Here is a 25,118-nt window from a genome sequence, read left to right as displayed (position 1 = left end):
AACATGAAAGATTAAACAATACAATGAATAAAAACTGTTGGACTGAAAATAGATATACTCAATGATAACCGCGATATAAAAAAGAAGCCTCATTTGACTTCTCATAATATTTCATGAATATCTTCTAAAAAAGTAAATTCATAATCTTTTAAAATATCCAGACATATATCTATGCGTTGATGTTCTAATAGAGTTGTTGGATGATGAGCATCATATCCAAAACAAACTTTATTATCTTTTGTGACATGTTTAAAGAATTGAGGATGTGGATAAGCATATGCCATTCCATCATGATAGTAGAGTTTTCCATATCTAATGCCATTTAAATTGATTTCTAAAACGGCATTATATTTTTTAGCTGCCTCTACTATCATTTGCGATGCTTGATCACATGCTGGGGTCCATTGTCTTCTTCCTAGCATAAAGAAATCTGGATGCGCAATGTATCTTGTCAAACCAACTTCCAAAGCTCGTTCAATTTGATGAGCATATATCAAGACATCTTCATCATTATTGAAATAATCATAATTATAACCATCAAAATAGCGAAAATGTTGTCCTACAATCATATAATCACAATGTTTTCTCATTTCTAATAAATAATCTTTCTGATTTTCATAGTATTCTATTTCAAATCCAACTAAAACTTCAATCTGATCTTTATATTGATCTTTGAGTTGATACATCGTCTTTAAATATTCATCAATATCTTGATTATACATACGCTCTTTTGGTATTTCGATATGGGGATATGCCATATGCTCACTAAAACCAATTGTTTTCATCCCTGCTTCTATTGCCGATAAAATATACTGTTCATCTCTTCCTACCGCATGATGACAACGTGTTGTATGCGTATGAATATTAAAATCTTGTTTCATTTTCTTTTCTCCAAATCTTTCTTTTTATAAAAATTCCTGTATATCTTTTTCAACAAATCCCTGCTCAGTCAAGACCATCATAGATTGAAAACCACAACTTTGAATCAAATCTAAAGCTTCTTGGTAATAACAATCTAGCATCTCTTTATTGTGGCAATCACTATTTAAACAAATCTTACCACCATGCTGATAAATATATTCAAGTAAAGTACGATGAGGATAAGGCGTTTTTCTTTGTCCTCTTGCGATCGCACCAGTATTCACTTCAAATATTTTCTTTTTAGGTATTAATAAATCTATACATTCATAAGCTAACTTTAAATATTCGCTTTGTTCAAATGAAATAAATTCTTCATTTTCATTAAATTTTGTAAGTAAGTCAATATGACCTACGATATCGACTTCATCCATATTCACTATCTTTTTCACTTCTTCATAATAACTCTTAGCATAATTTAAAAAGCTACCATAATAATCCACAATTTTTCTTGTTATGTCAGCACTTTGATCAACTGGCAAATAGCGATTCCCTGTTTTTACAAAATGAACACTTCCGATAATATAATCATAAGGATGATGTTTTTCAAAACGTTCTCCTAAAACATCTTGTTCAATACCTAAAAAAATTTGAATTTGATCACGATATTTTTCTTTTGCTTCTAAAACATCATGAATATATTTTTGAGTATTCTCTTCGTCCATAGAATAGTCATCAATATGTCGACAATTTCCATGTCCAGAAAAACCAAGAATTGTAAATCCTTTTGAAATAGCTTCCTGTATCATCTCTTCGATTGTGTTTTTTCCATCACAATAAAGAGAATGTGTATGTAAATTCTGTTTGATCATTTTATCACTTCCTCTATCGTTCATTATAACTTATTTTTATTAACATATATATGAAAAAGAGAAAAGACTCTTTAATCCATATGATTAAACAGTCCTATTATTATTTAATCTCTAATTGCAAGAATATTATGTGGTTCAATGCCAACATAGACTTTCTGTCCTTCATCAAACAATGTGAAACTTCTAAATAAGACTTCTGATTTAAAAGTCACATCTTGACAACGTAATGTATATCTCAAGACATTTCCTCTAGAAATATAATTATCTACAACAGCTTCAAACACATACATTGTCTCATCTTGAATAGGTTCACTTTGAATAAGAAGGGTTTCAGGTCGAATCGCATAATATCTATTATTAAATTTCTTAAATGGTAAAAGAGTCTTTAATTGATCGCTATCTAAAATATTATAATGTCCAATAAATTCTGCAGCAAACTTAGATACTGGATGTGTATATAATTGGACTGGATTGCCACTTTGTTCTATTACACCATTATTCATCAAATGAATTTTATCAGACATAATCATAGCTTCATCCTGATCATGTGTGACAAAGACAGTTGTAATTTTTAATTCTTTTTGAACACGTTTGATTTTTTCTTGAAGTTCACGTCTTAATTTGGCATCAATGGCACTCGGCCTGTTATGACGACGCTATTTTATTTCTTCCGATTCCTTGAAAACAGTGGGCGTTGCCCTCTACTGTGATATGAAACGATGTTGCTTCTTTAACCCACATATGCAAAACACCCTATTTTTATGAAAATGGAATTGAAATATATAGATATATTAGTTTTTTATGTTATTTTTACATTCCTTCTACATTTTTTACACTACTTAAACATATTGTATAGGTTATTCTATTTCGCGTTTTTTCTAAAAATGCTGCATATCACAATTTTAGGCGAAACAATGCTTATTCACTGCTTTGTTGAGATGATATTGCCTTCTTCTCTTCATAGTATTATCATCATAAAAAGTATGAATTGTCTACATAATCTTAAATTTTCCCATAAAATATATGACATACAGAACGCACGAACTGTACAAAAAAAGGTCTATTTATAGTGCATGACATCCTTGTATTTTAAGGTGATATCCACGGTAAATAGACTTTTTTAAAAATGGATAAAAATCAAAATTATGTTGATTATATCAGCATAATTTTGATAACATCCACATTGCACATTAAATTTGGTGGAGGCGAGGGGAATCGAACCCCTGTCCAAAAGCCGTCCCATATGAAACTTCTACAGCTTATCTTGTCGAATGAATTTAACTAAGCTATGATCCACAAGCAGTCTTTCACTTAGCGATTCTGTACATTTTCGTGGTATAAATCCAGAATCTTTATACCCTTAACCTATTAGATATGTTACCAGTTCTATAGCCATAGGTATGCTATAGGCTGATATTCGCTAAAGTCTAACGTCGACTAGCAAGCGAAAGATAATTGTTGTCTGTTTCCAGATATTTTTTGTTTGCAATTAACGTATGCCCACGGCTGCCATTCCATTCAAACTGACCCCTGTCGAATCCAAGACGCCCCCATTAGTAAGCATTTTTTAATGCTCTTTCCATGTCTCTTTTTGCATCTTTAGCTTTAAGATCCTGACGTTTATCATATAATTTCTTACCTCTTGCTAAAGCAATCTCTACTTTTAATTTAGAAGTATTAAAATATAATTTTGTAGGAACTACTGTTAAACCATTTTCTTTCACTTCTCTTTGTAGCTTTTTAATTTGCTTTTTATGAAGCAATAGCTTTCTATTACGAAGTGGTTGATGATTAAAGATATTTCCTTGTTCATAAGGAGCGATATGCATGTTTTCAATAAAAGCTTCATTATTCTTAAAACGAATAAAAGCATCTTTTAAATTGACATGTCCAAGACGTACTGATTTAATTTCTGTCCCTTTTAACTCAATTCCAGCTTCATAAGTATCTAAAATAAAGTAATCATGAAATGCTTTTTTATTTTGAGTGACAACTTTCATGCATATCACTTCCTTTCTATTTACGTCTTCTCATCTTTCTATGAGACTTATTTATTTTACCCTTTTTTGTACGTTTTGTCTTTACTTTTCTATCATTTATTTTCACAATTTTTGATTTCTTTTTTCTTGATTCCATTCCAACAACTTCAAAATCAATTGTTCTTTCTTTTTTATCACAGGCTACAACTCTAACTTTCACTTTATCAGATAATTTAAAGATTCTTCCTGTTCTTTCACCAACGAGAATCATTTGTTTTTCATCATAATGATAATAATCATCTGTTAAATCTGTGATATGTACCAAACCATCAATAGTATTTGGAAGTTCAACAAAGAAACCAAAAGAAGTAATAGAAGAAATCATACCTTCAAATTCTTCCCCAATATGTTCAGACATATACTCAGCCATCTTCATATCTGTAACTTCTCTTTCAATATCAATAGCTTCTCTTTCACGATATGATGATTGTTCTGCTAATTCTGGAATCACTTCTTCAAAATGAGCTGTCTGTTTATAATCCTGCTTAAATAAGAATGTTCTAATTAAACGATGTCCTAATAAATCAGGATAACGACGTATTGGTGAAGTAAAATGTGTATAATATTCATCAGCTAAACCAAAATGTCCTAAACATTGTGCATCATATCTTGCTTTTTGCATACATCTTAATAATAATGTTGAAACAATCACGTGCTCATCTGTTCCCTTAGACGCATGAATAATGGCATTTAATTCATTTGGATAAACATGTTCTAGAGATCCTTTAATCGTATATCCTAATGGTTTTACAATATTCACAAATTGTTGTAATTTCTTAATCTTTGGCTGTTCATGAACACGATAGATAAATGGCAAATCCATCCATTTAAAATGTTGAGCTACTGTTTCATTGGCTTTCAACATAAACTCTTCAATAATTTTATCAGAAGCTCCTCGTTTTCTTAAAACAACATCCGTTGGTTTTCCTTGTTTATCAACAAGAACCTTGGCTTCATCAACATCAAAATCTATAGCTCCACGTTCATCTCTGACTTTTCTTAATAATGTGGCTAATTCCTGCATTAAAAAGAACAGCGGCACAGCTGGCGCATATTCCTGCTGTGATTTTTGATCACCATCTAAAATCTTATTCACATTATTATATGTCATACGATAAGAAGAATGAATCACTGTCGGTAAAATATCATGATTGACAACTTCACCCTGCTTATTGATTTCCATAATACAACTGATTGTATATCGATCCGTATTGGGATTTAATGAACATATTCCATTAGATAATTTATGTGGTAACATAGGAATAACACGATCAACCAGATAAATAGATGTTCCTCTTTTAATCGCTTCCTTATCTAAAGGTGAACCTTCTGTCACATAATAAGAAACATCAGCAATATGAACTCCTAGCTGATAATGTCCATTATCTAATTTCTTTAAAGAAATTGCATCATCTAAATCCTTAGCATCATCACCATCAATTGTGACAATCAGCTCACTTCTTAAATCTACACGATTTTCAATATCACTTGGATCAATTTCATCCGATATATTTTCTATCTGCTCATAGACTTCTTTAGGAAATTCTATATCCACATCATGGGCATGAACAATTGATAAAATATCTATACCAGGATCATTACGATGTCCTATAATTTTAACAATATCACCTTTAATTTGTGGTTTAAAAGTCTTAATTTCTACAACAACCTTATGCCCAGGCATAGCTCCATGCATATGTGCTGCATCAACAATAATTGGTTTATCAAATTTTTGGTCATCTGCTTTGACAAGATAGTCTTTTCTTCCACGTTTGACTTCTCCAACATAACGAAGTTTACCACGCTTTAAAACACGTACAACACGCCCTTCTTCACGTTGTCCACGAGATTTGATTTTTTCTATTAAGACTGTATCATTATGAAGTGCATCTTTCATATTAGAATCATGAATATAAAATTCTCTATCTTCATCAACCTTCACAAAACCAAAACCGCGTTTATTTAATTCTAAAACACCTTTGTAGTATTGAAGTTGATTAATTAAATAATAATCATTGATACGACTTCTTATAATTAATCCTTCATCTTCCATTTCATTAATTAACTTAATAAATGAAACATAATCCTGTGTTTCTGTCATATGAAAATGTTCAGCTAACTCCTGAATCTTTCTTCTTGTATATGTTTGATCAGCCAACAGTTCCAATATCTCTTCTTTCAACTTTATCACCTCCTATTTATTCTATTAATAAAAAGAGGACACCTCAAAGTGCCCTACTGATTAACCCATTCTAATTACGATTGCAAGAACAAAAAATGCAATTGCAAGTCCAACAGTTATACGTGTTAAAACCAAATCAGCTCCTCTTTCTTTTTGATGAGCAAATAGGTTTGAGCTTTGACCAGTCAAAGCATTCACAACACCATCAGATTTTCCACTTTGTAATAGGCATACAACAATAAGAGCAATTGAAACAAGAATCAATAAAATATTTAAAATCATTGTCGTACCTCCTTTTCTTTTTATACATTAGCACAGATATCATAGCATAATGAACATCAAATTACAATACTTTTATTTTTCATAAAAATTTTCATAAGAATTGGAGCTGCAACAAGATAAAAAAAGAAATTTCCTACCGCATGAAAAGTATCAAATAATAGACCAGATAAATAATAAACAATAAATAAAGAGGGTCCACCAATCATTAATTTATCTAAAGAGACAATAAACCCAAATATGTAACCCATCAAAAAAGCAAATACTGCCATCACAAGAAGATGGGGTTGTTTATGTATTCTCTTAAAAAAATCCATTAAACATTGTGTCAACAAACAAATCACAATCCAGGCCAATATTTGAAAAAAAGTCCAAATACCCATACCTAAATACATATTCGATACAAGTGTTGTCACAAGTGTCAGCTTAATGCCAAAGCCTAAACCAAAAAGCATGACAGAAATAATAATAATCGATGTGACGGGTTTGATATTAGGTAATGACTGCAGCGCTATACGAGATGCAATATTAACTGCAGCCAATATCCCTATTAAACTGATTTCCTTAACTTTATCCATTTTGTGAATAAATCCACTCAAGTTGATCACCATTTTTGAGGGTATAGGCACCTGCTCCTACACTTGGATATGTTCCATTCACACGATATTTCCATCCAGACCTCCCACCATAATCAAATTCTGAAAGACCATTAATCGCTTTTACATAAACAGTTTGCCTCAAACCACTTGATTTTAAAGATATTTCATAATTATCTGTTAAAACTTTTAAAGCATCAAATGCACTCATTCCTTCATCAAACTCAACATAATCACTTGCAATCACGCCATCAACACCTGTAATCGTCACATAAACAGATTCCACCATTTCATCTGTTGGTTCTTCAACTTCCTCTTCTTCGACTTCCTGTGTTTTTTGTGTTTCATTTGTTGATGTAGACTGTGATTGTGAAGATGAGGGCTGTTGTGATGAGGATTGTTTTGTTGATGATGATTGCTGTTTTTGTGTTGATGAATTATCTTTTGAAGCAGTACTCTCTTTTTTAGTTTCTGTAGATTGATTCTCTGTTGTATCTTCTTGTTGTTTTGTTTCTTCTTGTTGCTGTGGCTGAGTTTCACTTAAGGTCACAGGTGTTGTCTGTGTTGGTGCTGCAAACAAAGCATGATAAAGGCTAAAGCCTCCAATAATCAAAAAACATACAACGACGAATATAATTGTATACTTCTTTGTTTTATTCAAATATTTTTCTTCCTTTCAATAAAACCAGGCCACTCACAACAAACAATAAACCATATCCTAAAATCCATGAAGTATCATCTGTTTGCACAACATCAGCTTTCTTTGATGTTTCTTTTGGCTGTTCTTCTTTTTTCACTTCAGTTGTCTGTTGTGGTTTTTCTTCAACAGGTTTTGTTGTTTCCTGGCTTTGTTGTGTTGTTTTCACCAATTCAGCATACTGCTGATGTGCTTTTGCATAGACTGAACCATTATAATAATATCCAACTGTCTGAATTCCCTGCATAGTTGCCCAATCATTAACTTCACCTTTTGCACTATACCAGAAACTTCCATTGTCATTTTGATAATTTAATAAAATATCATATGGATTATATTCTCCCTGATTATATGTTCCATCTTTTACACCTTGTGCATCTGCCGTTAACAAACCTGATAATACTGAAGCTTGTGTATTGACATTGACACCACTATAACTATCTTGATATCCTGCCTGTCCATCTTGTGTTGATTGGATATAAGCAATGGATTTTTGAATTGTTTCTTGATATTTCTGTGAATCTACTAAAGCTAAAGATTCAATGACCCATCCCGTAATATCTAAACTTGGTCCATAATTTGAACCAAAAGCACCATTTTCATCGATTAAGCTTGCTAGATAATCAGCTGCTAAAGTTAATTTTGGTGAATTGACAACATATAATGCATAAACACCATAAACTTGATAGTTCGCATATGTAGATGTATTTTGCTTATCAAAAGCACCATTTTCCTGTACACAGTTTTCTAACATTTCAACATAGTTTGTTCCTTGATAGTTTCTTGGATCATCTCCATGTAATGTTAATGTAATCACTGCTTGTGCTATTTCTGAAGCATAATCACTTGCCAGCAATTGGTCAATCTCCTTATCATCAGATTCCAAACCAATAGCTTCATAGGCAAGCACTTCTCCAAAACTTGCAAATTCTGCTTTTTGTGAATAAAAGTTCTTTGCTGCTGCACAACTTTCATCATAGCTGAGTGCTGATGTAGGTGCGATTTGACCTAAAATCATCACTGTCATTAATAATAAACTTGTAAAAATTTTCTTCATTTTGTCCTCCTCTTTCTCTAGACAAAAATAGGACATCTCTGCCCTAGAATTGAAACTAGAACGACTTTATACTCCGTAAAGTGTATTCCAAGATGTTGGCATGTATTCCGGCTCAAGTTCATCGTCTTTGCTCCTTCCCAGTTACCCAGTGGCTATATTGCATTGACTCCCTTTCACGGCTGCGGGACAGCTCAGGATTCACACCTGCTTCCATTTTCATGAAATATTTCTATTCCCAACCAACAAATTCATAAACTTTTACGCCCTCATTATATACCATTCTGCAGTGATAATAAAGAAAAAGAAGCACAATGACATGCCTCTATTTCACTATTATTTTTCCTAAATATACTCCAATTATACATCCAATGACACTAATCAATGCATATAATATAGCTAAAAGATAAAAACCATCTTCTAAAAGTGTCAAAGTTTCTAGAGAAAATGTAGAAAATGTTGTAAATCCTCCACAGACTCCTGTTTTTAAAAATAAATTCATTGAGGGTGATATACGATCTTTCGAAAATATACCAACAACGATTCCAATCATAAATGCACCTAAGATATTTGTTATGAGTGTTAATATAGGAAAATGACTCTTCAAAGGAATGAGACTGATTCCATATCGCAATATAGCTCCAAGTGCTCCTCCAAGTCCAACCCATAAGAATTTATCCATTATATTCCTCCATCGCAACTACACTAAACTTTTGATTTTTTTCTATCAAAGTAACTGTTGTTGTATATTGGAGGCTCTTTAATATAGGATTTTCTTCTTTAAAAGTGATTTGAACCTCTATATCATAATAAGTATAATCCTCTAATCCTGCCAATGCCTTATGTGATTCCACATTAGAAAGAATATCATAGCGGATAACTTCCGGTAAAGTTTTTAACTGACTGACATTCTTGTAATATTCATTTTGTGCATATGCTGTAAAGTCATCTTTTTTATCAGCATAAAAGTAATCAATACCGCCAATCTCTCCATCTTCTTTATTAGATAAAGTATAATAATCACTTACAAAATATGCAGCTACCAACTGTCTTTCAGCTGTTTTATCTCCACGATTGATTGCTGTTACAAGTTGATTATAAATATCACTCATCAGTTTTGTTTCATTACTGGATTCAACATATTCAATTGTAACTGGAGTTTGAGTCTCTTCTTTTTCATCATTGTTTAAAACAAAGACCATAGAGAAAACAATACCTATCACAAGAATCAGAATAATCGCATATTTTTTCTTTGCTTTTTGGATAATTCTCTGATATGGTTTTGTATCCTTAATTGATGGTAAATATTCACTTTTAATAAAAATATTAAGAATCGTTAAAAGTGGTTTGTACTTACGATCAATCATATTGGTCGCTTCTACAAAAAGTTCAAATAAAATCATTAATGTAATAAACACAATAGTTGCAGCAATTCTATCAAACAGATAGAGATATGAACATAATGAAAATAAAACTGTAACAGCATATAGGATTAAAACACTTTTTGTTTGTCCAAGTTCTAATGAAAACATTAATTTATGATGAAGGTGGTTACGATCAGCTTCACTAAAGCTTTTATGATGGACTTTACGTCTTATAATCGCAATAAATGTATCCATGATAGGCACCATCAAGACCACAATAGGTGCACCTAAAGTAAAGAATGATGAGCTCTTATAACCAAATCCTAACAAGGAGATGACTGCAATCATAAAACCAATAAATAAAGCTCCACAATCACCTAAAAAAATAGATGCAGGATGGAAATTATAAACCAGAAAGCCACCAATCGCTCCAGCTAAAAGCAACGATAAAGAAGATATATCAGTACGTCCATATGTTAATGATGTTAAAGAAATGGTAACTAAAACAATAATAGAAATACCTGCACACAATCCATCTAATCCATCAATCAGATTAATCGCATTACTGATACCGACAATCCATAAAATAGTAATAATAATAGCTAAAACATAAGAAACCGAATCTGGTAAAAAGGGAATACTAAAACCTTTTAAAACAATATCTCCATAGATAATGACAACTAATGCTGCAATGACTTGACCAAGCATTTTTAACTTTGGTGATAAATCATGAATATCATCATAAAAACCAGTTATAAAAATAATAAACCCACCTATTAATATGGCATTAATTTGTGTATCGGTTTTTAAAAAGATGGTTGTTCCAATTAAGAAACTCATATAAATCGCATAACCACCAGTTCTCGCAATAATCCCTTTATGTATTGTTCGTTTATTTGTATGAGCAATAATGCCAAGTTTTTTTGAAACTTTCCCCACCATTGGAACAAGAATTAAGCTTAATATGAATGTAACAACAAACGATAAACATATTTCTAAACTCATGCTCATTGCTCCTTTCTTCCAATCTATATCTTTTGTTATATCATAAATATGTGAATTTGCGAAGTCCTGACAGTATATATTTCCATGATTTTATATTTAAATCTCAGTATTATTAGGGATAAATCTTATTTATTATTCATTAAAAATACATTTGGTGTCCGTTTATTATAACACCATATTTATACAAAAAACTATATTATCTATAATTCTTATATTATTTAAACACATCAACTTTAATAAAAATCAATTTATCTCCATAGAACATCAATGTCATGTTGGATTATATTCAACTCAACTAAGCCAACAATGTCTCAATGTTTTTAAGAAAAGGTCATGCGTATTATTTTAAAAGTGAATCTACAGAAGAAAAATATGAACTCTATACTGATAACAAATCTAAGCTTATCCATTTAAAAAGAATGAGAAATGATATGATCATTATGATATTCTTTTAAAAACACATTTGATAAGTTTCATTCACAAACAACTTTCTTTATTTATATATCCATATATATCATTATTGCTTTACTTCATCTTATTCCTATCATAAAAGAAATTATTGATATTAAAAATATATGTCTTTATTTATCTTCTTTTTTTGCTTAAAGTCTATTCATAAAGATGTTATAATGAAAACATAAGGAGGAAAACGAAAATGCATAAATTAGGTATTTCTGTATACCCTGATAAAACACCTATGGAAGAGGTATACACTTATATGGAAAAAGCTGCCAAACTTGGTTTCAGCAGAATTTTCACATGTTTCTTATCTATTCCAGATGAAGAAAGAGAAAGTTATCTTGTAACGTTTAAAGATTTTATGAAAAAGGCTCATGAATTAGGATTTGAAGTTGCAGCTGATACAAATCCACAAGTATTTGAGTTAATTGGAGCTACACCAGATAACTTAAAACCATTCGCAGATTTGGGATTAGATATTATTAGAATGGATGGTAACTTTGGGACTCAAGGTGATATTCAATTAACACGTAATCCATACAATATTAAAATTGAATTTAATGCAAGTATGGATATGGGAGTAGAACTTTTAATTAATAATGGTGGAAATAAAGATCAAATCACAATGTGTCATAACTTCTTCCCTGAACGTTATACAGGTTTAGATTTTGATTTATTTATGGACTTTAACCGTTATTGGAAAGAATTAAACTTACATACTGCTGCATTTGTTTCTAGTAACAATGAACATACAATTGGACCATGGCAAGTCTTCTGTGGTTTACCAACTGTTGAAATTATGCGTGGTTTACCAATTGATTTACAAGCTCGTTATATGTTAGCAACTGGTGATGTAGATGATATCTTAATTGGTAACTACCCTGCTACTGATGAAGAATTAGAAGCATTGTCTAAAGTTAATATGCAAGCTATTGAAATTAAAGTTGATGAAGCTGTAGGTATTACTCAAAACGAGAAAGAAATCATGTATGATTTCGCACCTCATTGGGATCGTTATGATCATTCTTCATTTATGTTACGTTCTTCATCACCTCGTGTTTGGTTCAAAGCTAAAAAGAGTGTTCAAGATGGAACTATGGGACAATCTGCTAACATGAAAGTTGAATCTCAATCTATTCCATATAGAGATCCAGGTAAAAAAGTCTTTACACGTGGAGATGTTTTAATCGTTAATGATAACTTGGCTCATTATCGTGGTGAACTTGAAATCGTTTTAACTGAAATTCCAAATGATGGTGAACGTAATTTAGTTGCGACTGTTAAACCTGAAGAATTAATGTTACTTGATTTCATTAAACCAGGGCATCATTTTAAAATTTTAAAATAATTGATGATAAAAGAATCATGATTTTGAAATTATGATTCTTTTTTGTATACTATCTTTGATATATAACAAGATAAAAATGAACTCGTTTGACTTTCTACATATTTCAAAAATAGCTAATGATATTATTATAGAATTTCTCAAAAAAACTGCATTATAATTCTATGTTTTATATTTTAGGAAAAATGTGTAAGATATTTAATAGATATAAAAAAATGTGAAAAAACATAAAATTTAGTTAAGAAAAAAGTGTTTAATATATTTGAATACTTTTGGAATTTTGTGATAAAATATATATAGTTAAAGTGTGGTGATAATATGGAAAGACTTAAACGTAAAGTTGATAAGGTGCTTGAGGATTGGAAAAAAAGTGAAAATAGATATCCTTTGATTATAAAAGGAGCTCGCCAAATAGGTAAAACTGAGGCTATAGAGCACTTTGCTAAAAATCATTATGAGTCAATCATTGAAATTAATTTTATTCTTCAAAAGCAATACAAAACTATATTTAATGATGGTTTTGATGTGGATACAATCATAAAAAATATTTCTCTCATTAATCCTGAATTTCGATTCATTGAAAATGAAACATTGTTTTTCTTTGATGAAATACAGGACTGTATTAACTGTGCAACAAGTTTAAAATCTTTTCTAATAGATGGTCGATATGATGTTATTTGTTCTGGTTCACTAATGGGAATCAACTATCAGGAAATAGAATCAAACAGTGTTGGATATAAACAAGATTACGAAATGTATTCTTTAGATTTTGAAGAATTTTTATGGGCAAAAGGTTATAATGATGAACAGATAGAAAGCTTCTATCAGAAAATGCTGAATGTTCAACCATTAACAACATTGGAATATCAGATTCTTTTAGAAAACTTCAGAGAGTACATGGTATTAGGGGGTATGCCAAAGGTCGTTTTTACCTTTGTAACGCAAAAGAACTATAGTGGAACACTTCAATTACAAAAACAGCTTTTATTAGATTATGAAGAGGATATCACAAAATATGCAGGTGGATTAGATAAAGGAAAAATCTTGGATGTCTATAGAAAAATTCCTGTATTTTTAGGAAGTGAGAATAAAAAATTTAAGATTTCAAAGATAAAGAAAAATGCAAGAAATAGAGATTATGTAGGAATTGTAGATTGGCTATCTAACGCTGGTATTGTGAATGTTTGTTATTGTATGGAACTTCCAGAGTTACCATTGAAAGGAAATTATAATCCAGATAACTATAAATTGTATTTTGGTGATACGGGATTATTGATAGGATCTCTTGATGAGGAAGTTCAGGAAGACCTTCGTTACAATAAGAATTTTAACACGTATAAAGGGGCATTATATGAAAATATCATATCAGAAATGCTTGTTAAACAAGGATATAAACTTTATTTCTATAAAAATGAGAAAAGTACCATTGAAATGGACTTTATGATAAGAGATAGAAACTCTCTTATTCCAATCGAAGTAAAAGCAAATGATCAGGCTACAACATCACTTAATAAATTGATAAAGAATCAGAAATATTCAGATATCCATTATGGAATTAAGTTTGCTAATAAGAATATAGGATTTAATGGTTATTTCTATACTTTTCCATACTTTTTAGCATTCTTTTTAAAAAGATTCTTAAAAGATAAAAATAATATGGAGATAAGATAAATAAGATATAAATATGATGAATTGATAAAGTGTAGATAATAAGATATAAAGTTTTTACAATGAGAAATTATAAAAATTTTTAGATATCTTTATAATAAAGGTAAATAAACTGACATAAAAACATGAGAGTCTGACAAAAAGATAAATCTAAAAAATCATAAAATAGTAATCATTTTAGAGTCTTTTTTTTCATTTATTGTTTATTTATTGACTGACGAAATGAAACATGATATTTTGAAAATAGATTGGAGGATGAAAAAATGTATTTTGAAAAATCAAAAGGTTTCCCGCAAGACTTCTTATGGGGTAGTGCTTCTGCTGCATACCAAGTTGAAGGTGGATGGGATGCTGATGGAAAAGGTGTTTCTAACTGGGACAAATTTGTAAGAATTCCTGGTAAAACATTTAAAGCAACAACTGGTGATAAGGCTGTTGATCATTATCATCGCTATAAAGAAGATGTCAAATTAATGGCAGAAATGGGACTTAAAACATATCGTTTTTCTATTGCCTGGACAAGAATTTATCCAAATGGTAATGGTGAAATAAATGAAGCCGGTCTTCAATTCTATGATAATTTAATTAATGAATTATTAAAATATGGTATTGAACCAATGGTGACAATTTATCATTGGGATATGCCTCAAGCTTTAGAAGATCAATATCATGGTTGGGAAAATCGTCAAATTGTTGAAGATTATGTACATTATGCCAAAACTCTTTTTGAAAGATACGGTGATCGTGTTAAATATTGGATTACAATGAATGAACAAAATATCTTTACATCTTTTGGATGGTTAAAAGGTATGCACCCACCAGGAAAAGAAAATGATATGAAAACATTCTATCAAGTGAATCATCATGCCAATATGGCCCATGCTAAAACTGTCATTGCATTAAAAGAAATGCACCCTGAAGCTAAAGTTGGTGCTTCATTTGCCTATAGCCCTTGCTATGCTTATGATAGAAAACCAGAAAATGCTATGGCTAAAGCTGATTATGATGATTTACAGAATTATTGGTGGATGGATATTTATGGATATGGTCGTTATCCAAAAAGTGCTTGGGCATATCTTGAAAGTTTAGGAGTAACGCCTGAAATTATGGATGGAGATATGGAAATCCTGAAAAAAGCTGCATCTCTTGTTGATTTTATGGGTGTTAATTATTACCAGACATGTGTTGCTGAATATAATGATATCACTGGTGTAGGCATGACCAATATAATGAATACAACTGGTGTTAAAGGAACTGCTGTCGTTCAAGGAATTCCTGGTCTATACAAGAACCCATCTAACGACTTTTTACCAACAACTGATTGGGATTGGACAATTGATCCTATGGGACTCAGAATGTGCTGCCGTGAAATTACATCTCGTTATAATTTACCTGTTGTGATTTCTGAAAATGGTTTAGGTGCTTTTGATAAAGTTGAAGATGGAAAAATTCATGATCCATATCGTATTGCTTACTTAAAAGCTCATATTGAAGAATTGAAGAAAGCTATTGATGATGGATGTCAAGTATTAGCTTATTGTACATGGTCTTATACTGATTTATTAAGCTGGTTAAATGGTTATCAGAAGAGATATGGATTTGTTTATGTGGACAGAGAAGAAGATGAAAACTCTGGAACTTTGAACAGAATTCCAAAAGATTCTTATTATTGGTATAAGAAAGTTATTGAAACAAATGGTGAAGAATTGTAAATCATTTTCAATTGATATCCTATAAATGTAAAAAAGATTTTCACATGAAAATCTTTTTTTATCTTATGAATGATTTGATCCATCAATAGGCGCAATTAGAACTTTACCAGTTCCACGATAAACGTTGACCAAGCCTTCTCCAGAGGCAGCTGAACCCGCTAAGGTCTTCCCTGAACGTTCTACTTTAAATTCCAAACTTCCACTCCATGCTATGGCCATATTACCATCAATTTTTAAGACATCATCTTCTAATGTTACTTCGATCAATTCTTCTTTTGGACATACAGATTCCAAGCAAACAATACCTGAACCTTCAATTCCTAAATTAAACAGTCCTTCATTTCCAGCAACTGCAGATGATAAATTAGAACGCATAACTGCCTTATGTTTCAGACTCGCTTCACATGCTAGAAACAAACCATCATCTAAGACTATCGAGTGATTCCATTCATTTAAATCAATTAAAAGAATATGTTTATATGTTGGTTCTAATACAAGAATACCCTCACCTGTATATTCTGGCTTAATAGCTGTTTCTCCTGTTACTTTTCCTCTGACTGCTTTCGATAACAAATCTCCTACACCTTTTAATCCTGTTGTGGCATAGACATTACCAACCATCCATTGCATAGCCCCCGCTTGAACAACAACATTAGCCTGAGAAATATCACAGATAACTTGTCTTTTGCGAATATTCATTTCACTACAAAAATAAGCAGTCTGTGCATGATTAGGCATAACACTTAAATCTCTTTGATATTCAATAACTTGAAAGGAACCTTTTCGTTCAATGATTTGAACATCATTATTATTTGTAAAATTAGAAATTTTAAACATTTGTATTCCTCCTTTTCTCCATTATATCATGAATTATTTTTATTGATTCATTTATCATAATGATGAAAAAGTTTTAATATGTTAAAATAATTATGGTGATAGAATGAAACTGATAAGAAAATTACAACAAAAAGAGCATTTTACAGAAAGAGAATCACAAATTGCTGATTATATCTTAAATCATTGTGAACAGGTTCTACAGATGACAACAAGACAATTGGCTAGTGAGACTTATACAAGTGCTACAGTGATTGTGCGTTTTGTTAAAAAACTGGGTTATCAGGGATTTAATGATTTCAAAATTCATTTATTATCCGACCTTAAAGAAAGTGGTTTTCAGGAGATTGAGGTCAGTGATAGTGAAAGTCTGATCTCTTCAGTCAATAAGGTCTCTTCTTTACATGAAAAAGTTCTTTTAGAAACCAAAAATAATCTCTCTATTCATGATTTAGAAAAAATACAGACTGCTTTGGAAAAAGTCAATCAGGTTGATATTTTTGCAATTGATGCAAATGCATCAATTGGAGAATACATTTCTCATCATATAATGCAGGCAGGTAAAATCTCTCATGTCTATCAGTCTATAGATAAAATATTATTATATGAGTTTCTCATTCCTCATTCTGTTATTATTGTGATTTCTAGAATGGGTCAAAATAAAAATATACTCAAAGCCATTAGAAACTTAAGGATGAAAGGTCATTTTGTTATTTTAATGACAGGTAATGAAAAGTCTTTATTAGCTGAAAATTCTGATGTCTGTTTGTTATGTAGTTATAAAGAAAATATTACGGAGTTAGGAGATTCTCTTTTTCACACTTCTGTTTCATATCTTTTTGATATTATCATTTCCATCATTATTAAAAATAATTATGATACAGCTATTAAATTATATCAAATTCATGATCAGCTTTATGAATATTAGTTTACAGCGTTACATCTTAAAAAGCTTCTTTATCAAAAAAGATGTGACGCTGTTTTATTATTTTTATATTGTCTTTTCTTTAGCTCCACCTTTTCTTATAATACATATAAATCAAAAGAAAGGATGATTACATATGATTCAATTAATTGGACCTATTGGTGCATTACTAACAACAATTTCATTTATACCTCAAGTACTACAAGTTTTAAAAACAAGAGATGTGTCTGGCATTTCTTTAGGGATGTATATCATTTTTGTATTAGGTGTTATATTATGGACAATTTATGGTTTTATTCTTAATGACTTAACTATCATTATATCTAATGGAGTTACGACGCTTCTATCAGGAATTGTCCTCTTTTATAAATACAAAGAATCTTTTCTTCAATAAGAAAGCCAGGCGTTTAACTACGCTGACTATCCCCTGTCGCATAATCAATAATCACACCTGGCTGAACATTATAAACAAAAACATTAAATTCAATATCTAATCCCTGATCTTCAACTGACATAGCTTCCATTAATACACCTTTTGCGACAAGATTATCTCCTTCAAAAATAGGTGTTACACGATATAAAACATGATTTCCTGTATCTTTGATATAGTCTGCTACTTCGTTTTCAAAAGGTAACATCCCTTCTGTATTCAGATATCTTGTCCCTGTAATGAGATTTTCCTCATTCGCATTTTCACCTGTTAACTGATACCCTATTAAATGACAACGATTATATAAGTATTTTCCATCAACAAAATCATATTTTTTAATTTGCCATCCTGATGGTTTAATCATACCAATACTTTCTCTTTCTTTTGTTGGCATTGTGTCTTCTGAAACATTCGCAAAAGCCACACCACATCTTCCTAAAAAATCTAGAGGACTATATTTTTCAAATGTTTCTGTCGTTAAATCATTTTCATCAAAATAAGGCACATTATCATTAATCACAACATAGGCTTCTCCACTATATTCTGGAATATCTTCAATATCAATGGCACTATATGTCTGCTGATGATATTCAACACCAATATATCCACCTATCGCTATGATACAAGCTACAAACAACTTCCACATTCTCTTTTTATATGTCTTTCTTTTTTTATATCTTCTTCTCATGTCTACACCTCAATACATTTTTATTTATCCATCATATCAATTGCATTTTGAGCCTGTGCTACATCTGACAAATTCTCCAACATGAAATATGTATGATAATTTCTTCCTCTTCTCGTATAAACAGTTTCACTAAATAAGATTGTTCCATTTCCATTTTTGTGAATATGAATTTCCATAGGTGGTAATTGACTTCCATCATACATTTCTATCTTATTTCCATGTTTAATCATAATCTTTTTATTTGTAATCACATAAAATATTTTATTTCTTAAATATATCTTTTGAATTAATCTCCCAAAGACAAGATATAAACCGACCAATATAAAAGGAATTCCCCAAAGTATAAAAAATAACGATGATTGACTTTGGATGATTGAATATTCAAAAAAGAAACAAAATGATAACCAAAAAATTCCAAAAATCATCATAATCATATCTCCACCAGTTATCAAATGTCCTTTTTCTGGTTTTCCTTTCCACAATATATATTCATCCTGAGTAATATAAGGTTTACAAAAATCATATTGAATCATATCATCCATATTAACATTCCTTTCTTGGTATATAAATTAATTTCATCATCCCATTATTTTCACGATAATTCATTAATTCAAGAGGTATGGTCAAATTATTGTCTTGAAATAATCTGATTCCTGAACCTAAAAGTGTTGGTATCACAGTGATATGATACTCATCAATCAAATGATTTTTCAGCAGTGACTGAATGATTTGAGCACCACCACAAATCCAGATATCTTTTCCATCATCCTGTTTCAAATGTGAAACAAGATCCTGTGGATTTTCTTGAGTAAAGATAATATGCGATGTAGAATGCTTTGGATGATGCGTCACAATATAACTTTTTAAATGAGGATAAACCCACTGATCTGGTGATAATTCTGTAACAATTTGATGATAGGTTTTCCATCCCATAATCACTGTATCTATATTTTGAATGAATTCTGAATAGGTATCTATATTTTCTTTATCTATATCTTGTCCTGCTAGCCAGTCTACATTTCCATGTTGATCAGCTATATATCCATCTAAGCTCATAGCAATAAATAAAATCACTTTTCTCATTAACTCACCTCAATGTATTCAAATTATATCATGTCCTCACCTTATCGTCATTTCTTTTTATTTACCATTTATTTGAAAAAAAGAAGATTGATATATATCAACCTTCTCATTATTTTTTATTGAGCATTGGAAGCGGCAATTTTAACTTTACTGAAATAATCAGAAATGATTTTACGTGTTGTTTCATCGTATTCAAAAACTTCATCTTTATCATTTCCAGTTCTAGGTACATAAGCATTGATTCCTTTGAAATCACCATTGGCAAGTTCATCCATAACTTCCTGATTAGCAGAAGTATATCCTACAAAGCTTGAGTTATCCATAGCTGCATCATAACTAGAAGCATAATTAATGAATTCATGAGCTAATTCTACATTTTCAGCATTCTTAGGAATAACCATAGCATCACTCCATAAGTTTGTTCCTGTTTCAGGCATATAGAATCCCATGTTTTCATTTTCACTCATAACATAAGCAGCATCTCCAGAATAAATCAATCCTAAAGCTTTTCTACCTTGAGCCATGTTATCAATAATTTCATCAGTGACAATTTCTGGTTCCATTGTTTCAACACATTTCACTAACCAGTTATAAGCTTCTTCTAATTCTTTTTCATCTTTTGTATTCATTGAATATCCTAAAGCTTTTAATGCCATCATGAATGAATCACGTTCAGAATCATATAGATAAATATCTCCTTTGTATTTAGTATCTAAGAAAATATTGTATCCTTCTTTTTCTAAGTCAGCTTCACTCACCTTTGTTTTATCATAAACAATTCCTACTGTTCCCCAGAAATAAGGAATTGAATAATCATTGTTTGGATCATATGGTAAACCTTTGACAGCATCAACAAGTTCATCCATACATGTAATCTTATCTTGATCTAATTTTTGAACAAGATCTTCCTGAATTAATCTTTCAATCATATAATCACTTGGAACTAAGATATCATATGGTTCTCCATTTGCCACTTTGATATACATAGCTTCATTTGAATCAAAATAATCCACAACAACAGTTGCTCCTGTGAGATCTTCAAAACCAGAGATAAAGTTTTCACCCATGTATTCTCCCCAGTTATAAAGGTGTAATTCTTGTCCAGCATATGGCTTATCTGCATTTGAATCCCCTCCACACGCTGTTAAAGTAAACATTGTTGCAACCGCTAATAAACTAGTTAATAACTTTTTCATCTTTTTTCTCCCTTCTTGCTTTAATTAGTGGTACTACATTGATAATCACTAAGACTACCGTTATCAATACTACGACAAGCGTAGATATTGCATTGATTGTTGGGTTAACTCTTTTACTCATTGTATAAACCATGATACTTAAGTTTTTAACCCCTCCCCCTGTTACAAAATATGAAATGATAAAATCATCAAATGACATTGTAAAGGCAATTAAGGCTCCTGATACAATACCAGGCATAATTTGTGGCACTAAAACTTTTGTTAAGGCTTGCCATGGTGTTGCTCCTAAATCCATTGCCGCATCAGATAGATTTGGATCTAGTGAACGTATCTTAGGCATCACACTTAAAATAACATAAGGTATACAGAATGTAATATGAGCAAGTAACATTGTCATAAAACCACGTTCTATATGAAATGTAATAAATAGTAACATCAATCCAATAGCTGTCACAATTTCTGGATTCATAATTGGAAAATCATTTAACTGCATCATGACTTTTTTAACAATCTTGCTTGATTTTGATAAACCAATGGCACTAATTGTTCCTACTATTGTCGATACAATTGTAGCAATCACAGCAACTGTAATTGTGACATATAATGATTCCATCATATCTCTATTTTGGAAGAGTTTTTCATACCAGTTTAAACTAAAACCAGTAAAATGTGTTAATGATTTACTTTCATTAAAAGAGAAGATAACCATAAATACAATTGGTAAATAGAAGAATAAAATCATCAGAACCATTAAAATTTTACCAATAATTCTCTTATCTTTTTTCATGATTCCTGATTCCCTCCTCCACTATTACGTTCATCAATTTTTCTAATTGCATACATACAAATCATCATAATGACTGCCATAATCATAGAGATTGCACTACCAAAGTTCCATTCTCCAACTGTAATAAATTGATTTTCAATCACGTTACCAATTAAGAAGAACTGTCCTCCACCAAGAAGTTTAGGAATAAAGAATGAACTCACTGCTGGTAAAAAGACAAGTGTTATTCCACTGACAACTCCTGATAAAGATAATGGCAAAGTGACACGTAAGAATGTCTGAACTCTGTTCGCCCCTAAATCAGCACTGGCTTCTAATAATGATTTATCCATCTTACATAAAGATGTATTGATTTGTAGAATCATAAATGGAATAAAGTTATAAACCATTCCAAGCAATACAGAACCTTCTGTATATAACAACTCTACATCTTTAAATCCAAAGAAACCTAAAATTGTTTGAGCTATACCCCCATCAGAAAGAATTCCTATCCAGGCATATGTTCTGACTAACATATTAATCCACATTGGTAAAGTGATAGCTAAAACAAGAATATTACGAACACGATCACTGCTTCTTGCAATAAAATAAGCAACTGGATAACCTAAAATAACACAGATTATTGTTGTTTTAACAGCGATTGTTAATGAACGCCATAAGACAAGTAAAAAGTCTGGGTCGGTAAAAAACTTTTTAAAATGATCCAAAGTAAATGTAAAGTTAATGATGTCATTTCCACTTGTTGTTAATGAATAGAAAAGAATTAATAACATTGGTAATAAAATCATTAAGATAACCCATATCATATAGGGGCATGCTAATTGTGAAAAACGTTTCATTCTAGAACCCCATCTTTTCCATGACATGAATATCTTCAGGGAAGAATGTTAAACCGACCTCTTTACCTTCTTCCACATAATCTGTTGTATGAATCTTTAATTCTCTACCTTCTGTTGAGAAAGTGACTTTATATGTTCCTTCTTCAATATGTTCAGGATCAAAATCATAATCTACATAAATATCTACAGATTCATCTTCATCATTCAATTTCCATCCTTGAGCATTTGCCCATGTTTTTAAATCTGTATCTAATGCTACAGATTCATCAAGTTCATCAACTGTCTTAAAGAAATTGAATGCCATAACCCCTTCATTCGCTCTTTCATTCTTCACAACAGGTTGATTCACAACAATGATCTTACGTTCTACTGATGTTCCACTTGAAGTCGAGAATGTCACTGCATATTCACCAATTTCTTCTTTTAAATCATAATCAATCTTACTGATAGAAATATAATCATCTGTTTCAGGATTCCATGCCTGTGCATCAGCACGCGCAATAATTTCAGCATCATCTAATGATTTGACATCTTCAATATCGACATAGAAATCATTGGCACTGATTTTTTCTTTTCCATTTTCAGATGTCACATCACGATTTCTGATGACATGCATATTCACTGTTACACTTGTTCCAGGAACAGTTTCAACCATCACTTCATAATGAACACCTTTAAAAAGAACACTTAAGACTTCTCCTGTCATTTTTCCATTTTGTACATCCACAATATCAATATCTTCTGGACGAATTACAACATCAACTGGTTGTTTATCCTTAAATCCAAAATCTACACAATCAAAAACAATATCATCAAATTTCACTTTATAATCTTCTAACATAACAGCTGGAATAATATTACTTTCTCCAATGAAGTTTGCGACATATCTATTTTCTGGTTCATTGTAGATTTCCTGAGGTGTCCCAACTTGTTGAATTTCCCCATCTTTCATAACCACAATCTTATCTGACATAGTCAAAGCTTCTTCCTGGTCATGAGTAACAAAAATAAATGTAATTCCAACTTCCTGTTGAATTCTCTTTAATTCATATTGCATTTCTTTTCTTAATTTTAAATCCAATGCTCCAAGTGGTTCATCCAATAATAAAACCTTAGGTTCATTAACAAGTGCTCTAGCAATCGCTACACGTTGTTGTTGTCCCCCTGAAAGAAGTGTAACGTTTTTATTTTCAAATCCTTCTAAACCAATGAGCTTTAACATTTTCATAACTTTTTGTTCAATAACGTCTTTACTCATTTTCTTAATTTTTAATCCAAAGGCAATATTTTGATAAACACTCATATGTGGGAAAAGAGCATATTTTTGAAAAACAGTATTTAACTCTCTTTTATGTGGAGGAACTTTACTGATTTCTTCTCCATCAAAAATAACTTCTCCCTCAGTAGCATCTAGAAAGCCACCTAAAATTCTCAGCAATGTTGTCTTTCCACAACCACTTGGTCCCAGTAAAGTGACAAACTCATTTTCATAAATATCAAGATTGACACCTTTTAAAACAATTTGTCCATCAAATTCTTTCACTATATTACGAAATTGTATTAATTTCTTCTGTTCCATTTTCATACTCCCTTCTTTTAAAACATTGGTGGTGTTGTCACCCACAATATCTTGGCATCACTAGACCCATTATTGATAAAATAATGACTTTCTTTGCCATCCATATAAAATGTTTCTTTGGCTTTTAATCTATATTTTTTATTTCCACGAACTAAAGTGACATTTCCTTTTAAAATATAACCAAATTCTTCACCATTATGACATTCCATTTCTCTACTCTTTTCATGCCCATGAATCGTTAAAAGAATTGGTTCCATTTCATTTTTTTGAGCATTAGGAATAACCCATTCTATCGTATATTCATCTTTTTCATCTACAAAGAAATCTTGTGTATGAAAAACAATTTTCTCTTCCTGATCGGATTGAAAAAACTCTGAAAGATTGGTGCCCAGTGCCTCTAATAAATCCTCTAGTGTAGAGATACTTGGACTGGTTAGATTTCTTTCAACTTGAGAAAGAAATCCTTTTGTTAACTCACTTCTTGAAGCTAGTTCTTCCAAGGTTAAGTCATTTTTAATACGTAAATCTTTTAATTTCTTTCCAATGTCCATATTGTTTCCTCCATGTCACTATACTAAACTTTAAATTCTAAAAATCAAACAACTTTATTATACATATTTCTACCCC

General features: G+C 31.0%; 25 protein-coding genes, 1 other RNA gene and 1 riboswitch. Of the genes, 5 read left to right on the top strand and 21 right to left on the bottom strand.

The window, feature by feature from the left end; translation table 11 throughout:
- Window positions 1-101 precede the first annotated feature (101 nt).
- The 12 genes from ACZYT4_RS11315 to ACZYT4_RS11260 form a co-directional block, all read right to left on the bottom strand.
- Window positions 102-881: a PHP domain-containing protein gene (locus ACZYT4_RS11315; protein WP_463785801.1), complete on the bottom strand. Its 780-nt coding sequence runs from the start codon at window positions 879-881 to the stop codon at window positions 102-104.
- A 24-nt stretch (window positions 882-905) separates the two neighbouring features.
- The gene (locus ACZYT4_RS11310; RefSeq protein ID WP_463785798.1) at window positions 906-1,730 is read right to left on the bottom strand and encodes a histidinol-phosphatase; all 825 of its coding nucleotides are present in this window, start codon (window positions 1,728-1,730) and stop codon (window positions 906-908) included.
- A gap of 104 nt (window positions 1,731-1,834) precedes the next feature.
- On the bottom strand, window positions 1,835-2,254 hold the full coding sequence (locus tag ACZYT4_RS11305; protein WP_463785795.1) for a TOBE domain-containing protein: 420 nt from the start codon (window positions 2,252-2,254) through the stop codon (window positions 1,835-1,837).
- A gap of 673 nt (window positions 2,255-2,927) precedes the next feature.
- Window positions 2,928-3,282: a transfer-messenger RNA gene (ssrA, locus tag ACZYT4_RS11300) on the bottom strand.
- 1 nt (window position 3,283) lies between these two features.
- Entirely contained in the window at window positions 3,284-3,730 is a 447-nt protein-coding gene (gene smpB / locus ACZYT4_RS11295) for an SsrA-binding protein SmpB (RefSeq protein WP_463785792.1), read from the bottom strand.
- Window positions 3,731-3,746: 16 nt separating this feature from the next.
- Entirely contained in the window at window positions 3,747-5,951 is a 2,205-nt protein-coding gene (gene rnr, locus ACZYT4_RS11290; RefSeq protein ID WP_463785790.1) for a ribonuclease R, read from the bottom strand.
- Window positions 5,952-6,011: 60 nt separating this feature from the next.
- The gene (secG, locus tag ACZYT4_RS11285) at window positions 6,012-6,233 is read right to left on the bottom strand and encodes a preprotein translocase subunit SecG (protein ID WP_463785788.1); all 222 of its coding nucleotides are present in this window, start codon (window positions 6,231-6,233) and stop codon (window positions 6,012-6,014) included.
- A gap of 56 nt (window positions 6,234-6,289) precedes the next feature.
- Window positions 6,290-6,808 carry a hypothetical protein gene (locus ACZYT4_RS11280; protein WP_463785785.1) on the bottom strand — a complete coding sequence of 173 codons (519 nt, stop codon included), beginning with the start codon at window positions 6,806-6,808 and terminating at the stop codon, window positions 6,290-6,292.
- Window positions 6,801-7,487, bottom strand: a complete 687-nt coding sequence (locus tag ACZYT4_RS11275) for a DUF4430 domain-containing protein (RefSeq protein ID WP_463785783.1) — start codon at window positions 7,485-7,487, stop codon at window positions 6,801-6,803. Before ACZYT4_RS11275 ends, ACZYT4_RS11280 begins: the two co-directional genes overlap by 8 nt.
- Complete coding sequence (locus ACZYT4_RS11270) at window positions 7,480-8,580, bottom strand: prenyltransferase/squalene oxidase repeat-containing protein (protein WP_463785781.1); 1,101 nt, start codon at window positions 8,578-8,580, stop codon at window positions 7,480-7,482. The genes ACZYT4_RS11275 and ACZYT4_RS11270 overlap by 8 nt, the downstream gene beginning before the upstream one ends.
- A gap of 80 nt (window positions 8,581-8,660) precedes the next feature.
- A riboswitch (cobalamin riboswitch) is annotated at window positions 8,661-8,839 on the bottom strand.
- Between the two features lie 63 nt (window positions 8,840-8,902).
- A complete protein-coding gene (gene crcB / locus ACZYT4_RS11265) occupies window positions 8,903-9,259 on the bottom strand; it encodes a fluoride efflux transporter CrcB (protein WP_463785778.1) in 357 nt (118 codons plus the stop codon).
- Window positions 9,252-10,946, bottom strand: coding sequence for an MraY family glycosyltransferase (locus ACZYT4_RS11260; RefSeq protein WP_463785776.1), 1,695 nt, complete (start codon window positions 10,944-10,946; stop codon window positions 9,252-9,254). The genes crcB and ACZYT4_RS11260 overlap by 8 nt, the downstream gene beginning before the upstream one ends.
- A gap of 655 nt (window positions 10,947-11,601) precedes the next feature.
- On the opposite strand from ACZYT4_RS11260, the gene ACZYT4_RS11255 reads away from it, so the two are divergent.
- The 3 genes from ACZYT4_RS11255 to ACZYT4_RS11245 all read left to right on the top strand — a co-directional run bounded on the left by ACZYT4_RS11255 (window position 11,602) and on the right by ACZYT4_RS11245 (window position 16,130).
- Window positions 11,602-12,753, top strand: a complete 1,152-nt coding sequence (locus ACZYT4_RS11255; protein WP_463785775.1) for a DUF871 domain-containing protein — start codon at window positions 11,602-11,604, stop codon at window positions 12,751-12,753.
- Between the two features lie 315 nt (window positions 12,754-13,068).
- The gene (locus tag ACZYT4_RS11250) at window positions 13,069-14,421 is read left to right on the top strand and encodes an ATP-binding protein (protein WP_463785773.1); all 1,353 of its coding nucleotides are present in this window, start codon (window positions 13,069-13,071) and stop codon (window positions 14,419-14,421) included.
- Window positions 14,422-14,681: 260 nt separating this feature from the next.
- Entirely contained in the window at window positions 14,682-16,130 is a 1,449-nt protein-coding gene (locus ACZYT4_RS11245) for a glycoside hydrolase family 1 protein (protein WP_463785772.1), read from the top strand.
- Window positions 16,131-16,193: 63 nt separating this feature from the next.
- Here the strand turns inward: ACZYT4_RS11245 and ACZYT4_RS11240 are convergent, their stop codons facing one another.
- Window positions 16,194-16,967 (bottom strand): AIM24 family protein, encoded by a 774-nt coding sequence (locus tag ACZYT4_RS11240; protein ID WP_463785769.1) that lies wholly within the window; start codon window positions 16,965-16,967, stop codon window positions 16,194-16,196.
- 103 nt (window positions 16,968-17,070) lie between these two features.
- Between ACZYT4_RS11240 and ACZYT4_RS11235 the strand changes: the two genes are divergently transcribed.
- Both ACZYT4_RS11235 and ACZYT4_RS11230 read left to right on the top strand, forming a co-directional pair.
- Window positions 17,071-17,892, top strand: coding sequence for a MurR/RpiR family transcriptional regulator (locus ACZYT4_RS11235; RefSeq protein ID WP_463785766.1), 822 nt, complete (start codon window positions 17,071-17,073; stop codon window positions 17,890-17,892).
- A gap of 133 nt (window positions 17,893-18,025) precedes the next feature.
- Complete coding sequence (locus ACZYT4_RS11230) at window positions 18,026-18,283, top strand: SemiSWEET transporter (RefSeq protein ID WP_463785763.1); 258 nt, start codon at window positions 18,026-18,028, stop codon at window positions 18,281-18,283.
- A gap of 13 nt (window positions 18,284-18,296) precedes the next feature.
- Here ACZYT4_RS11230 and ACZYT4_RS11225 read toward each other — a convergent pair whose 3' ends face one another.
- The 8 genes from ACZYT4_RS11225 to ACZYT4_RS11190 form a co-directional block, all read right to left on the bottom strand.
- Window positions 18,297-19,007 (bottom strand): DNA/RNA non-specific endonuclease, encoded by a 711-nt coding sequence (locus ACZYT4_RS11225; RefSeq protein WP_463785760.1) that lies wholly within the window; start codon window positions 19,005-19,007, stop codon window positions 18,297-18,299.
- A 20-nt stretch (window positions 19,008-19,027) separates the two neighbouring features.
- Complete coding sequence (locus tag ACZYT4_RS11220) at window positions 19,028-19,549, bottom strand: hypothetical protein (RefSeq protein ID WP_463785758.1); 522 nt, start codon at window positions 19,547-19,549, stop codon at window positions 19,028-19,030.
- A gap of 1 nt (window position 19,550) precedes the next feature.
- Window positions 19,551-20,090 carry a dihydrofolate reductase family protein gene (locus tag ACZYT4_RS11215; RefSeq protein ID WP_463785756.1) on the bottom strand — a complete coding sequence of 180 codons (540 nt, stop codon included), beginning with the start codon at window positions 20,088-20,090 and terminating at the stop codon, window positions 19,551-19,553.
- 116 nt (window positions 20,091-20,206) lie between these two features.
- Window positions 20,207-21,286, bottom strand: a complete 1,080-nt coding sequence (locus ACZYT4_RS11210; protein WP_463785754.1) for an extracellular solute-binding protein — start codon at window positions 21,284-21,286, stop codon at window positions 20,207-20,209.
- Window positions 21,267-22,073 carry an ABC transporter permease gene (locus tag ACZYT4_RS11205; protein ID WP_087244987.1) on the bottom strand — a complete coding sequence of 269 codons (807 nt, stop codon included), beginning with the start codon at window positions 22,071-22,073 and terminating at the stop codon, window positions 21,267-21,269. The genes ACZYT4_RS11210 and ACZYT4_RS11205 overlap by 20 nt, the downstream gene beginning before the upstream one ends.
- Complete coding sequence (locus tag ACZYT4_RS11200; RefSeq protein ID WP_463785750.1) at window positions 22,070-22,912, bottom strand: ABC transporter permease; 843 nt, start codon at window positions 22,910-22,912, stop codon at window positions 22,070-22,072. Before ACZYT4_RS11200 ends, ACZYT4_RS11205 begins: the two co-directional genes overlap by 4 nt.
- A gap of 1 nt (window position 22,913) precedes the next feature.
- Window positions 22,914-24,491 carry an ABC transporter ATP-binding protein gene (locus tag ACZYT4_RS11195; RefSeq protein ID WP_479684593.1) on the bottom strand — a complete coding sequence of 526 codons (1,578 nt, stop codon included), beginning with the start codon at window positions 24,489-24,491 and terminating at the stop codon, window positions 22,914-22,916.
- Between the two features lie 17 nt (window positions 24,492-24,508).
- Entirely contained in the window at window positions 24,509-25,042 is a 534-nt protein-coding gene (locus tag ACZYT4_RS11190; protein ID WP_463785745.1) for a helix-turn-helix domain-containing protein, read from the bottom strand.
- Window positions 25,043-25,118 lie beyond the last annotated feature (76 nt).

It is taken from the genome of Massilimicrobiota sp. mt181 (assembly GCF_055420065.1).
The sequence above is the reverse complement of the archived record's forward strand: the minus strand, read 5'-3'. Positions and strand labels throughout refer to the sequence as shown.

What these genes read in the sequence shown, in the direction of transcription:
- ACZYT4_RS11310 (WP_463785798.1), bottom strand. Translation starts at nt 1,730, where the DNA reads ATGATCAAACAGAATTTACATACACATTCTCTTTATTGTGATGGAAAA.
- smpB (WP_463785792.1), bottom strand. Translation starts at nt 3,730, where the DNA reads ATGAAAGTTGTCACTCAAAATAAAAAAGCATTTCATGATTACTTTATT.
- secG (WP_463785788.1), bottom strand. Translation starts at nt 6,233, where the DNA reads ATGATTTTAAATATTTTATTGATTCTTGTTTCAATTGCTCTTATTGTT.
- ACZYT4_RS11190 (WP_463785745.1), bottom strand. Translation starts at nt 25,042, where the DNA reads ATGGACATTGGAAAGAAATTAAAAGATTTACGTATTAAAAATGACTTA.
- ACZYT4_RS11315 (WP_463785801.1), bottom strand. Translation starts at nt 881, where the DNA reads ATGAAACAAGATTTTAATATTCATACGCATACAACACGTTGTCATCAT.
- ACZYT4_RS11195 (WP_479684593.1), bottom strand. Translation starts at nt 24,491, where the DNA reads ATGGAACAGAAGAAATTAATACAATTTCGTAATATAGTGAAAGAATTT.
- ACZYT4_RS11200 (WP_463785750.1), bottom strand. Translation starts at nt 22,912, where the DNA reads ATGAAACGTTTTTCACAATTAGCATGCCCCTATATGATATGGGTTATC.
- ACZYT4_RS11230 (WP_463785763.1), top strand. Translation starts at nt 18,026, where the DNA reads ATGATTCAATTAATTGGACCTATTGGTGCATTACTAACAACAATTTCA.
- ACZYT4_RS11220 (WP_463785758.1), bottom strand. Translation starts at nt 19,549, where the DNA reads ATGGATGATATGATTCAATATGATTTTTGTAAACCTTATATTACTCAG.
- ACZYT4_RS11260 (WP_463785776.1), bottom strand. Translation starts at nt 10,946, where the DNA reads ATGAGTTTAGAAATATGTTTATCGTTTGTTGTTACATTCATATTAAGC.
- ACZYT4_RS11205 (WP_087244987.1), bottom strand. Translation starts at nt 22,073, where the DNA reads ATGAAAAAAGATAAGAGAATTATTGGTAAAATTTTAATGGTTCTGATG.
- ACZYT4_RS11255 (WP_463785775.1), top strand. Translation starts at nt 11,602, where the DNA reads ATGCATAAATTAGGTATTTCTGTATACCCTGATAAAACACCTATGGAA.
- crcB (WP_463785778.1), bottom strand. Translation starts at nt 9,259, where the DNA reads ATGGATAAATTCTTATGGGTTGGACTTGGAGGAGCACTTGGAGCTATA.
- ACZYT4_RS11250 (WP_463785773.1), top strand. Translation starts at nt 13,069, where the DNA reads ATGGAAAGACTTAAACGTAAAGTTGATAAGGTGCTTGAGGATTGGAAA.
- ACZYT4_RS11225 (WP_463785760.1), bottom strand. Translation starts at nt 19,007, where the DNA reads ATGAGAAGAAGATATAAAAAAAGAAAGACATATAAAAAGAGAATGTGG.
- ACZYT4_RS11270 (WP_463785781.1), bottom strand. Translation starts at nt 8,580, where the DNA reads ATGAAGAAAATTTTTACAAGTTTATTATTAATGACAGTGATGATTTTA.
- ACZYT4_RS11235 (WP_463785766.1), top strand. Translation starts at nt 17,071, where the DNA reads ATGAAACTGATAAGAAAATTACAACAAAAAGAGCATTTTACAGAAAGA.
- ACZYT4_RS11280 (WP_463785785.1), bottom strand. Translation starts at nt 6,808, where the DNA reads ATGGATAAAGTTAAGGAAATCAGTTTAATAGGGATATTGGCTGCAGTT.
- ACZYT4_RS11245 (WP_463785772.1), top strand. Translation starts at nt 14,682, where the DNA reads ATGTATTTTGAAAAATCAAAAGGTTTCCCGCAAGACTTCTTATGGGGT.
- ACZYT4_RS11210 (WP_463785754.1), bottom strand. Translation starts at nt 21,286, where the DNA reads ATGAAAAAGTTATTAACTAGTTTATTAGCGGTTGCAACAATGTTTACT.
- ACZYT4_RS11215 (WP_463785756.1), bottom strand. Translation starts at nt 20,090, where the DNA reads ATGAGAAAAGTGATTTTATTTATTGCTATGAGCTTAGATGGATATATA.
- ACZYT4_RS11240 (WP_463785769.1), bottom strand. Translation starts at nt 16,967, where the DNA reads ATGTTTAAAATTTCTAATTTTACAAATAATAATGATGTTCAAATCATT.
- ACZYT4_RS11305 (WP_463785795.1), bottom strand. Translation starts at nt 2,254, where the DNA reads ATGTCTGATAAAATTCATTTGATGAATAATGGTGTAATAGAACAAAGT.